Source organism: Saccharomonospora iraqiensis subsp. paurometabolica YIM 90007 (genome assembly GCF_000231035.2).
In the GTDB taxonomy this organism is placed as follows: domain Bacteria; phylum Actinomycetota; class Actinomycetes; order Mycobacteriales; family Pseudonocardiaceae; genus Saccharomonospora; species Saccharomonospora paurometabolica.
In genome coordinates, this window is sequence record NZ_KI912209.1 from 6,758 (window position 1) to 17,635 (window position 10,878).

At 69.9% G+C, this 10,878-nt stretch carries 10 protein-coding genes; 4 read left to right on the forward strand and 6 right to left on the reverse strand.

Annotated features, from left to right (window positions below):
- Positions 1-187: 187 nt before the first annotated feature.
- Positions 188-910: a GNAT family N-acetyltransferase gene (locus tag SACPADRAFT_RS0203390; RefSeq protein WP_007025004.1), complete on the forward strand. Its 723-nt coding sequence runs from the start codon at positions 188-190 to the stop codon at positions 908-910.
- Between the two features lie 30 nt (positions 911-940).
- On the opposite strand, the gene SACPADRAFT_RS31165 is transcribed toward SACPADRAFT_RS0203390, so the two are convergent.
- Together SACPADRAFT_RS31165 and htpG are read right to left on the reverse strand one after the other, a co-directional pair.
- Positions 941-1,078 carry a hypothetical protein gene (locus tag SACPADRAFT_RS31165; protein WP_007025005.1) on the reverse strand — a complete coding sequence of 46 codons (138 nt, stop codon included), beginning with the start codon at positions 1,076-1,078 and terminating at the stop codon, positions 941-943.
- A complete protein-coding gene (htpG, locus tag SACPADRAFT_RS0203400; protein WP_007025006.1) occupies positions 1,075-3,012 on the reverse strand; it encodes a molecular chaperone HtpG in 1,938 nt (645 codons plus the stop codon). The genes SACPADRAFT_RS31165 and htpG overlap by 4 nt, the downstream gene beginning before the upstream one ends.
- Before the next feature lie 182 nt (positions 3,013-3,194).
- On the opposite strand from htpG, the gene SACPADRAFT_RS0203405 reads away from it, so the two are divergent.
- Positions 3,195-3,431 carry a type II toxin-antitoxin system Phd/YefM family antitoxin gene (locus SACPADRAFT_RS0203405; RefSeq protein WP_007025007.1) on the forward strand — a complete coding sequence of 79 codons (237 nt, stop codon included), beginning with the start codon at positions 3,195-3,197 and terminating at the stop codon, positions 3,429-3,431.
- Positions 3,432-3,438: 7 nt separating this feature from the next.
- Here the strand turns inward: SACPADRAFT_RS0203405 and SACPADRAFT_RS0203410 are convergent, their stop codons facing one another.
- Complete coding sequence (locus tag SACPADRAFT_RS0203410) at positions 3,439-3,876, reverse strand: TSCPD domain-containing protein (protein WP_007025008.1); 438 nt, start codon at positions 3,874-3,876, stop codon at positions 3,439-3,441.
- A 254-nt stretch (positions 3,877-4,130) separates the two neighbouring features.
- Positions 4,131-5,381 carry a M14 family metallopeptidase gene (locus SACPADRAFT_RS0203415; RefSeq protein ID WP_007025009.1) on the reverse strand — a complete coding sequence of 417 codons (1,251 nt, stop codon included), beginning with the start codon at positions 5,379-5,381 and terminating at the stop codon, positions 4,131-4,133.
- A 224-nt stretch (positions 5,382-5,605) separates the two neighbouring features.
- Here SACPADRAFT_RS0203415 and SACPADRAFT_RS0203420 point away from each other — a divergent pair, with 224 nt between their 5' ends.
- Complete coding sequence (locus SACPADRAFT_RS0203420; RefSeq protein WP_007025010.1) at positions 5,606-6,961, forward strand: MFS transporter; 1,356 nt, start codon at positions 5,606-5,608, stop codon at positions 6,959-6,961.
- 110 nt (positions 6,962-7,071) lie between these two features.
- Here SACPADRAFT_RS0203420 and SACPADRAFT_RS0203425 read toward each other — a convergent pair whose 3' ends face one another.
- Entirely contained in the window at positions 7,072-8,352 is a 1,281-nt protein-coding gene (locus SACPADRAFT_RS0203425) for a choice-of-anchor B family protein (RefSeq protein WP_007025011.1), read from the reverse strand.
- A 208-nt stretch (positions 8,353-8,560) separates the two neighbouring features.
- Positions 8,561-10,012: an alpha-amylase gene (locus SACPADRAFT_RS0203430; protein WP_007025012.1), complete on the reverse strand. Its 1,452-nt coding sequence runs from the start codon at positions 10,010-10,012 to the stop codon at positions 8,561-8,563.
- A gap of 194 nt (positions 10,013-10,206) precedes the next feature.
- On the opposite strand from SACPADRAFT_RS0203430, the gene SACPADRAFT_RS30240 reads away from it, so the two are divergent.
- Positions 10,207-10,878, forward strand: a 672-nt coding sequence (locus SACPADRAFT_RS30240; protein WP_007025013.1) for an NAD(P)-binding domain-containing protein, incomplete at its 3' end; no start/stop codon positions are given.

A 10,878-nucleotide genomic window follows, 5' to 3' on the forward strand; every position in this document is an offset into this window, starting at 1 on the left:
CGCCGCACGCCCGCCCCGCGGAGCAGCCGGACCAGCTCGTCGCCGCTCGCGGTACCGTGGCCGACCGTCAGGATCCGCACGACCGGCCGCCTACCCGCTTCCGGGTCACCCGACACCCCGACGGGCCGCACCGCCGCGGCACGTGCGCGACAGCGACCGCACCGAACCCCCGGGAGGAACACGCACCATGGTGAACCGCGACACCGCCGCACTCGACGACCCGGTGGGCGGATCTCTGCGCGGTCACCACGCACACCTCGCCCGCCGGCTCGGACAGGCCGCCACCTACCTGCCGGACGTCGCGACGTTCGCGACACTCCCCACCGAACCGAAGCCGGACGACTGGGCCGAGCTCGCCCGGCTGCTCGGCCGGGGCGAGCTCGCCGACCTGTTCAGCCACCCGGCGACCCCGCCCCCGGACTGGGAACCGGTCTTCAGCCTCGAGGGCCGCCAGATGATCCTGCCCGACGACACCGGCCCGGCCGAACCGTCCGCGTCCGAGGCCGACAGCGGTATGGCCGACAGCGGTGTCGTCGAGCTCGGCGCCGACGACGTCCCCGAGATGCTCGACCTCGTCACCCGGACCCGACCGGGCCCCTTCCGGCCGCGCACCCACGAACTCGGCACCTATCTCGGCGTCCGGGACCACGGCTCGCTGGTGGCGATGGCGGGCGAACGACTCCGCCCGCCGGGCTGGACCGAGATCAGCGCCGTCTGCACCGCCCCCGAGGCACGCGGACGCGGCCACGCCGCCCGCCTGATCGGGGCGCTCGTCGCCCGCATCACCGCACGCGGCGACCACCCCTTCCTGCACGCGGCCGAGACGAACACCGGCGCGATCGCCCTCTACCGCCGACTCGGCTTCACCACACGCACACCGGTCACGTTCCGGGGCTTCCGCATCCCCTGACCGATCCGGAGACGGGATCCGTCGACACGCTCACAAGGCGGCCCGTTCCGCCTCCAGATCGTCGACGATCGTGGCCGTGTCCACGTCGAGGTCCGGAAGCGTACCGAGTGGAGCCGGATCGGCCGGCCGGCGCGCCCCGTGCGCGCCGGCCGGCTCCCGGTCCTTCACAGCGTGTCGGCCAGGGTGTCGGCGAGCAGGCTGTTGAACCGCTGCGGGTCGGCGAGCTCGCCGCCCTCGGCCAGCAGGGCCATGCCGTGCAGCAGCTCCGCGGTGCCGACGAGCTTCGCGTCGTCGGAGTCGGCGGCGTTCTGCTCGTGCGCGGCGCGCAGCCGGGCCACCAGCGGGTGCGCCGGGTTCAGCTCCAGGATGCGCTTGCTCACCGGGAGCTCCTGGCCCGCCTGCTGGTACAGCTTCGCCAGCGCCGGGGTGATGTCGTAGGTCTCGCCCACCAGGCAGGCCGGGGAGGTGGTGAGCCTGCTGGAGAGCCGCACCTGCTTGACGTGGTCGGAGAGCTTGTCGCCCATCCACTCGCACAGCGTGGCGAAATCGTTGCCCTCGGCATCGGTGGCCTTGGCCTTGTCCTCGCCGTCGTCGGAGTCCTCGGCGTCCTCACCGAGGTCGACCTGACCCTTGGCGATGCTCTGGAAGGTCTTGCCCGCGTACTCGCCGACGCGGTCGACCCAGAACTCGTCGATCGGGTCGTCGAGGATCAGCACCTCGATGCCCTTGTCCCGGAACGCCTCCATGTGCGGGGAGTTCTCGATGACCTGCCGGGAGGCGCCGGTGAGGTAGTAGATGTGCTCCTGGTCCTCGCCCATCCGGTCGACGTAGGAGCGCAGGGTGGTGAGCGCCTCGGCGTCGTGGGTGGAGGCGAACGAGGCGATGTCCAGGATCGCCTCCTGGTTGTCCGGGTCCTCGACCAGGCCCTCCTTGACCACGCGGCCGAACTCGCCCCAGAACGTGTCGTAGCTCCCCCGGTCCTCGTCCATCATGGCCTTCACCGAGGACAGCACCCGCTTCACCAGGCGGCGCCGCATCATCCCGATCTGGCGGTCCTGCTGCAGGATCTCGCGGGAGACGTTGAGCGAGAGGTCCTGCGCGTCCACCACGCCCTTGACGAACCGCAGGTAGTCGGGCATCAGCGCGTCGCAGTTGTCCATGATGAACACGCGCTTGACGTAGAGCTGCACCCCGCGCTTGGCGTCGCGCATGTGCAGGTCCATCGGCGCTCGGGCGGGCAGGAACAGCAACGCCTGGTACTCGAAGGTGCCCTCGGCCTTGACCGGGATGGTCCGCAGCGGGTCGAGGAAGTCGTGGCTGATGTGCTTGTAGAACTCGGCGTACTCCTCGTCGGTGGCCTCGTCCCTGGACTTGGTCCACAACGCCTTGCGCGAGTTGATCGTCTCCCACTGGCGCGTGGTGCCGCCGTCCTCCTCGCTCGTGCGCTCCACGCGCATTTGGATCGGCCAGGTGACGAAGTCGGAGTAGCGCCGCACGATCTCCCCCAGCGTGTGCTCGGAGGTGTAGTCGTGCAGCTTGTCCTCGTCGTCGGCGGGCTTGAGGTGCAGGGTGACCGCCGTGCCCTGCGGCGCCTGCGGCACCGTGTCGAGGGTGTAGGTGCCGGAGCCGTCGGACTCCCAGTGCGTGCCCTCGGTCTCCCCGGCCTTGCGGGTGAGCAGGGTGACCTTGTCGGCCACCATGAAGCTGGAGTAGAAGCCGACGCCGAACTGCCCGATCAGTTCGTTCGCCGCCGCGCTGTCCTCCGCTTCACGCAGCTTGCGGATCATCTCGCCGGTGCCCGACTTCGCGATCGTGCCGATCAGCTCGACGACCTCGTCGCGGGACATGCCGATGCCGTTGTCGCGGACCGTGAGGGTGCGCCGCTCGGGGTCGGTCTCCAGGGCGATGTGCAGGTCGTCGGTGTCGACGTCGAGGCTCTTGTCCCGGAAGGCCTCCAGCCGGACCTTGTCCAGGGCGTCGGAGGCGTTCGAGATGAGCTCCCGCAGGAAGATGTCCTTGTTCGAGTAGATCGAGTTCACCATCAGCTCCAGCAGCTGACGTGCCTCGGCCTGAAACTCGCGCGTTTCGGTCTGCGCGGACACGCACAACCTCCCCTGATTACGACGAAAACACCGTGGATCGCCACGCCGTGCGTGGCCGTCACCCACGGTATCCCCGCAGCCCCACCACCCGGTCACCGACTCCGGTGAACCGGTGCCCGCCCAAACCGTCGGCACGCCTCATCCGGTCCGGAGGGAGGCGTATCCATGGCACCCTGTTCGGTATGTGGTCCGTCAGTGTCGGTGAGCTCAGCCGGAACACCCGTCATTGCCTGGCACAGGTCCGAGCGGGCAAGGACCTGGAAATCACCGAGCACGGCGGGACCATCGTCGTGGTGCGCCCCGCGCACGGGCAGGAGCCACCGCGAATCCGGCCACGCATCGGGGGCCACCGGAGCGAGAGGCCGTTGACCGCGGAGGAGATCGACGTCGAGCTCGCCCGCGGTCTCGGCGAGAGGTGAATTTCGATCACCAGGTCGGTGCCGCGGTGTCCGGGTGGGTGAGGCCGAGCTCGACCTGACGCCACTGCGGCAGGAAGTCGAGTGCGAGGCGGCGGGCGAGGTAGTCCATCGGGCTGGAGGCCCAGTCGATGTCGGGGTCGCCGGTGGTGATGCCGAGCGGTTCGAATCGGGTGTGCAGGAACCTGTGCACGAATTCGTCGACGGTCATGCCGTGCGCCAGGGCGGTCGACACGAGTTCGGCGAGTGCGGTGGTGAGGCCGTGGGCGAAAGTGCCGTGTTTGGAATGGTCGATATCGACCGCACCGAGTCGTCCGTGGTCATCGACGGTGATGGTGAAACCGAACTCGGTACCGCTGATCTCCACGTCGACCCGGTAACCGCTGCGCACGCGGGGCAGACGGCGGGGCACGCCCGGAACGTGCTTCTCGGCGACGGTGACCTGCACTGAACTCCTATCCCTACAACAAGTGGGTTTGAGAGGTGGCTCAAACCACTAGATGTGGGATCGTAGCGGATGTTCGGGTGGGCGGCGTCAGGGCGTCCTCCCCGGGTGGGCCTGCGGTGACGGGTTCGAGGGAAACCCGGCCGGAGGCCGGCACGCTGAGACGAATACACGGGAAGGCCCCGGCCCACCGGGCCGGGGCCGACGCCGTGCCACGAGGCGATCACTCAAGACGCCTTCACACCTGTTCTGAACCGTCAGATGCCCGCTTCGTTGAGAAGAATGTCCACGGCGTCGTCGTTGCGGGTGGTCTCGCGGTCGATCACCTCGTCCGGCGGGTAGAAGCCGTCCATCCCACCGCCACTCGCCGGATACATCTCGAAGGTGAAGCTGAAGATGTCGTGCTCGCCCCACATCCAGTCGTTGATGCCACCGTCGGTGATGTAGAGGTCGCTCGACTGCTGCGGGGTGTAGCCGTTGGTGGCGGCCATGCGGGTGCCGACGTCGGCGAACCGTTCGGCCTCCTCGCGGGTCATGCCCTCGGCCGTGTCGTCGTAGGTGTAGCCGTACGGCCACAGCACCAGCTCGGAGTAGCTGTGGAAATCGAGGTGTGCCGTGATCTGCTGCTCACCGCCGACGATCCGGGACTCGACGAAGTCGGCCACGGCCGCCGTCTCCGGCGCGGAGAACGGCGACGACCCGCGGTAGGTGTCGCTGAACTGCCAGCCGCTGGAACCGCCGCAGCAGCCCCACTCGTAGCCCCAGTTGCGGTTGAGGTCGGTGCCGTCCCAGCCCTGCCGGTTCTTGCGCCAGCCCTGGTACTGCCCGCCGGAGATGTCGTACTCGGCCCCGTCCGGGTTCATGGTCGGCACGACCAGGATCTCCCGGGTGTTCACCAGCTCGGTGACCGCCGGGTCGCTGCCGTAGTCGTCGGTGAACCGCTCCACGATGTGCAGGCACATCTCGGTGGTCAGGTGCTCCCGGGCGTGCTGGTTGCAGGTGAACAGCACCTCGGGTTCGTCCTCGTCGACGGCCACGTTGTCGCTGATCTTCATCAGGTGCAGCGCGCGCCCCTCGTAGGACTCACCGACGCTGGACAGGCTCGCGATGTCACCGTGCTCGGCCTCGGCGGTGGTGAGCGTGTCGGTCAGTTCGGTGTAGGTGTGGTAGTCCTCGTCCCCGGCCGGGAACTCGTCGGCGGCCGCGCGCAGGTCCGTATCCGGGTTGCGGTCCGCGAGCGCCCGGTCGAAGTCCCCGGTGCGGTCGAGGTCGATCCCGTCGGCCCGCAGCCCACGTGCCTGTTCGGAGGTGGCGACCAGGGTGACCGTGCCGTCGGCCACGCCGAGCACGTCCACCCCGGCGCGGACCAGCTGGGTGCGCTGGGCGGCGTCGGTGCCGTCCACCTCGTAGATTCCACGGTCGGTGTCGGAGGCGCTCGCCGGCACGGCGGTGGCACCCAGCAGGGCCACTCCCGCGAGTCCGACGAACACTCTGCGTATCTTCCCCATGGGATCAGGCTGGTGGTGCGGACCACACACCGACAACCGCCGAAAGTCGGGACCGGCCAGCAGACGGCGGACGCGGACCGAGCACCGGAAGAACGATCGTCGCATTCGCGACGCTCGGCACTCTCGCACGACGCCTGACGTCGGGGCCCCCACCGACCTAGGATCACCGCGTCACGGACCACCCACGCCGCCACCGCGGCGTGCCGACCGACAACGGAGTCGCGATGTCCGAGCCTCACACCGCCGCACCCCGGCGGCGCCTGTCCACCGAGGAACGCAAAGTGCTCGCGAGTACCCTCGCCGGAACCTCGATCGAGTGGTACGACTTCTTCATCTACGCCCAGGCCGCGAGCCTGGTGTTCGCTCCCCTGTTCTTCTCCCCGCTCAGTGCCGACGCACCCGGCCTGGCCGACCTGATCTCGCTGGCCACGATCGGCATCAGCTTCCTGTTCCGTCCACTCGGGGCGGTCGTCGCGGGCCGGTTCGGCGACCGGCTCGGCCGGAAGAAGATGCTGGTGTTCACCCTGGTGACGATGGGTGCCGCCACGACGCTCATCGGGCTGCTGCCCACCTACGGCGACATCGGGGTGGCCGCGCCGCTCGTGCTGATCCTGCTGCGGGTCGTGCAGGGCTTTTCGGCCGGCGGTGAGTGGGGCGGCGCGGCACTGATGTCGGTGGAGCACGCCCCGGTGACCCGGCGGGGCCTGTTCGGCGCCTACCCGCAGATCGGCGTGCCGATCGGGCTGATCCTCGCCACGGGCGTGCTCTGGTTGCTGACGACGGTGACCACGACGGAGCAGTTCAATACGTGGGGCTGGCGGATCCCGTTCCTGTTCTCCGCCGTGCTCGTCCTGCTCGGCTACCTCATCCGGCGGGCGGTCGAGGAGAGCCCGGTGTTCCGGGAGATGCTGCGCCGCCGGAAGGCGTCGTCGGCGCCCCTGCGGGACCTGCTGCGGCGCAACCCCGTGCAGGTGCTGCTCACCGCGCTGATCTTCGTGGCGAACAACGCGGCGGGCTACCTCGTCATCGCCTACTTCCTCTCCTACGGCATCGAGACACTCGACCTGGCGCGGTCGTCGGTGCTGGTGGCGACCGTGCTGGCCGCCGTCGGGTGGCTGGCCTCCACCCTCTACGGGGGCGCACTGTCCGACCGGATCGGCCGGGTGCGCACGTTCCAGATCGGCTACGCGTTCGTGTTCGTGTGGATGCTGCCGCTGTTCCTGCTGCTCGACACCGGGCACATCGTGGCGTTCGGCGGGGCGATCCTCGTGCTCACCCTCGGCCTCGGCCTGTCCTACGGCCCGATGTCGGCGCTGTACGCGGAGATGTTCCCCGCCCCGGTGCGGTACTCGGGGGTGTCCATCGGCTACGCGTTCGGTGCGATCCTCGGCGGTGCCTTCGCACCGACCCTCGCGGAACTGCTGATGCAGAAGACCGGCTGGTCCGGCTCCATCGGCGTCTACATCATGCTGCTGTCGGTGATCTCGTTCGCCGCGGTGACGGCGGTGCGCGAGACGAAGGGCGTCGACCTCGGCGTCACCGGGTCCGCTCCGACGCGGAGTGCGGAACCCACGTCCTGAGTCGCCGGTCCGACACGGCTTTCGCCGCACGACATGCCGGAGCCGGGGACCCTGCCCACACGGTCCCCGGCTCCGGTCTCACCGGCACCGTCTCCGGTCCGCCTGTCCGGTCAGTCGGTCACCCGCAGCACGAACAGGCCGCGGTCCATGCTGGAGACCCCGACGACGTCCCGCTTGAAGTACGGGTAGTTGCTCCAGGTGCCGCCCTCGAAGGAGGCGTTGTCGTTCTCCGGGTACAGGTCGAAGTGGCCGACCTCCTTCAGCTCGCCCTCGTCCACCTTGCCGGTGTGGTAGACGCGCAGCCCCGAGGTGTAGTTCGAGGCGAACGCGAGTTGCCGCTCGGTGTAGATGTTGTGGTCGATCGAGGTGGTGTCGTTGTCGAACGACCCGGTGTGCCGGGGGGCGTCCAGGTCGGTCATGTCCCAGATCCGGGTGCGTGTGTCGTTGCCGCGGTATACCTCGTCCAGCTCGTCACCGTGCAGGAAGTGCCGCTGGTCCGGGGTGAACCAACCCTGGTGGCTGTAGGCGTCCCCGTCGTAGGACATCCGTGCCAGCACGGTCGGCGCGGCCTTGTCCGTCACGTCCACCACGGACACGTAATTGCCGTCCTCGGCGGCGTTGGAGTTGACGCAGATCTCCCGGCCGGCGTAGTCGGCGTCCGGGCCGTGGTAGGTAACACACTGGGTGTCGTGGATGTAGCCGTGCCCGGCGAAGCAGCCCGCGAAGCCGGGTGAGGTCGGGTCGGAGATGTCGACCATGTGCAGCCCGCCGCCGCAGGTCGAGGTGCCGACCGCGTAGGCGTAGCCGGTGTCGGTGTTGATGGCCAGGTTGTGCGCGTTGCCGAACCCGGCGTAGTGCGCGTCGGCGTCGAACGTGCCGCGCTCGTCCCGCAGCCGGGTCAGGTCGAACACCTGCATGCCGTGCGGGATCTGTTCGGAGACCACGAAGGCGTGGTCGTCGAACACCTTGATGTCCCGCCACGAGGTGCGCTCCGATGTGGGGACGTGCCGGGGCAGCATCCCCACCACGCTCGCCTCGCCCGGGTCGCTGATGTCGACGAACACGGTGCCCTCGCCCCCGCCGATGATGGCGTAGTCGCGGTGGGTCTCCGGGTCGGTCCAGCCCCACATGTCGTTGGCGAAGCTCAGCCCGAGGTCCTCGAGCCAGAGGTGGTCCACCATCTCGACGTTGTCACAGGCGTAGGTGTCGGCCGCCGTGCCGTTGACGCACTTCGCCTGCCCGTCGGGCGCGGAGTCGAGTTCGGCCTGCCGCTGTTCCATCGTCGGCGGCGAGACGGCGTCGAAGGACTGTTCGTGCGCCGCGGCGGTCGGCGCACCGAGGATGGATGCCGCCAACACCACGGTCGCCGTGGTCGCGAGTGTCGCTCTCATGTGACCTCCGGTCGTCTTCTGCCGCGGACGGTCGCGTCCGCGGCAGAAGACACCCAACAGCCACCGGCCCCCACCGGACAAGCCACTGTTCGGGCAACGCCCGTGTTGCTCCCGGTAGGCCGCACCCGCGCGGTCGGCGGCGTGGAGCACCTACCCAGGGCGGGCGGTGGGCTCCACGCCGCCGGTCCACTCCCGGCGAACGGCTCGCTCAGCCGGTCACCCGCGCCCCGGTGTGCAGGGCGACGCCGTCGTGTGCGCCGATGTCGGCCCGGAACCAGCCGTCCGCGTTGACCTGGTACGTCGGCCCGGCGCAGCCACCGTCGACCGGGTCACCGTGCAGCACGTCGCAGTAGGTGCCCTGCGGCAGGTCGGTGGCGAACCACCGGCCGTCGACCGGCCCGGCCCGGTCGTTGAGCACCACGTAGCCGCTGTCTCCCCGGCCGAAGGCGATGGTGTCGCCGCCGTTGTCCCACCACCGCGTCACCGGCGCGTCGCCGACCTCGTTGTGGAAGCCGACCATGTTGCGGATCGGCTGCCAGGCGTGCTCGCACTGCCAGGCCGCCGAGGAGCAGTCCGCGTCGAGGGTCTTCCCGGTAGCGTCGGACGGCGGACCCTGGTCGAAGTCGGTGAAGCCGTAACTGCTCATCACCCGCGGCGTGCCGACCGGCCAGGCCAGCATGAACGCGTTCGCCAGGGAGAATCGCGCACCGTCGCGGAAGGTCAGGGTGGAGCCGCCGCGCTGGCTGTCGTGGTTGTCCACCCCGGCGATCACCTGGTCCGACGGCACGGCGGTGCCGAAGTCGCGCAGGTAGGCCAACCGCTCGGAGTCGAAGATCCGGGCGAGGTCGCGGGCGTAGCGTTCGTCGTAGACATCGCCGTTGCCGAGGTACTCGTCCGGGGTGACCGGCTCGCCCGCGCCGTGCAGCACCTCCTGGTAGATGTAGGCGGGGCCGTTCAGCCGGTCCAGCACGGCCGCGACGTCGCCGGCGGCCATGTGCTTGGCCGCGTCGACGCGGAACCCGTCGACCCCCAGCGAGAGCAGGTCGTTGAGGTAGCCCCCGATCCGGTCCCGGACGTACGGGGCGCCGGTGTCCAGGTCGGCGAGGTTGAGCAGTTCGCAGTTCTGCACCTCGTAGCGGTCGTGGTAGTCGGCGATGTCGTCGTCGCCGTTGCGGCCGCAGTGGTGGAAGTCGCCGTAGCCGTACCCGGCGTCGGGGTATTCGTAGTGGCAGTAGGACGAGCCGCCGCTGCCGGTGCCGCACTCCTCCTGGCCGGTCATGTGGTTGAACACCACGTCCGCGTAGACCTTCACCCCGGCGGCGTGGCAGTCGGCGACCATGGCGGCGAACGCGGCGCGGTCGCCGCGCCGGGTGTCGTCGAGGTCGTAGGACACCGGCTGGTAGTCCTGCCACCACGGGTGCCCCTCGCCGTCGAGGACGACGTGCTCGGACGGCGGGGACACCTGCACCGCCCCGTACCCGGCGGGGCCGAGCGTGTCGCGGCACTCGCGGCCGACGCTGTCCCAGTTCCACTGGAACATCTGCGCGATCACGTCGCGTTCCCCGGACGGCGCCGCCGCGGCCGGGGGTGGTCCGCCGGGTGACGGAACCGTCAACAGCGCGGCCACCAGGGCGACCGCGACCAGGACACGTGGGAACATCCTCGAACCTTTCGTGTTCGTGTACTGGGAAGGGCCACCGGTGGTGCGGGTATGACAGCGGACCGGACACGGCCGAGTCAAGAAACTTGCAGAAAACTTGCAGAACTCGGGTGCGCAAGGCGCTGGCCTGCATATCCGCGTCGGCGTCTTGCAACGCGCGGGCAGGACACGGACACGGCGAAAGAAAGGACGCGATGACCGGCAGCACCGACGTGGTCGTGATCGGCGGCGGGCAGGCCGGCCTGGCCGCGGGCTACTTCCTGCGTCGCACCGGGCTGGGCTTCGTCGTCCTGGACGCCGCCGCGGCCCCGGGCGGTGCCTGGCGGCACGCCTGGGAGTCGCTGCGCCTGTTCTCCCCCGCCGAGCACAGCCCGCTGCCCGGCTGGTGGATGCCCCGGCAGGACGGCGAGCCCTACCCCACCGCCGACCACGTCGTCGACTACCTCACCCGCTACGAGCGGCGCTACGACCTGCCCGTCCACCGGCCCGTCCGGGTCCGCGCCGTGCGGAAGAATGGGGACGGACTGGCGGTGGAGTCGGACCGGGGCACCTGGCACGCACGCGGGGTCGTCAGCGCCACCGGCACCTGGGACACGCCGTTCGTGCCGGACGTCCCCGGGCGCGGGGAGTTCACGGGCACGCAGTGGCACACCGTCGACTACCGCACCCCGGAGCCGTTCCGCGGGCGACGGGTGGTGGTCGTGGGCGGCGGCAACTCGGCCGCCCAGATCCTCGCCGAGGTCTCCACGGTCGCGGCCGACACCCTGTGGTGCACCGCGCGCCCGCCCCGGTTCATGCCCGACGACGTGGACGGCCGCGTGTTGTTCGACGTGGCCACCCGCCGCCGCGCCGCCCGCGAGTCGGGC

Bases quoted from the DNA above. Each gene is read 5' to 3' on its own strand.
- SACPADRAFT_RS0203430 (WP_007025012.1), bottom strand. From the start codon at position 10,012: ATGTTCCCACGTGTCCTGGTCGCGGTCGCCCTGGTGGCCGCGCTGTTG.
- SACPADRAFT_RS0203415 (WP_007025009.1), bottom strand. From the start codon at position 5,381: ATGGGGAAGATACGCAGAGTGTTCGTCGGACTCGCGGGAGTGGCCCTG.
- SACPADRAFT_RS0203425 (WP_007025011.1), bottom strand. From the start codon at position 8,352: ATGAGAGCGACACTCGCGACCACGGCGACCGTGGTGTTGGCGGCATCC.
- SACPADRAFT_RS0203390 (WP_007025004.1), top strand. From the start codon at position 188: ATGGTGAACCGCGACACCGCCGCACTCGACGACCCGGTGGGCGGATCT.
- SACPADRAFT_RS0203420 (WP_007025010.1), top strand. From the start codon at position 5,606: ATGTCCGAGCCTCACACCGCCGCACCCCGGCGGCGCCTGTCCACCGAG.
- SACPADRAFT_RS0203405 (WP_007025007.1), top strand. From the start codon at position 3,195: ATGTGGTCCGTCAGTGTCGGTGAGCTCAGCCGGAACACCCGTCATTGC.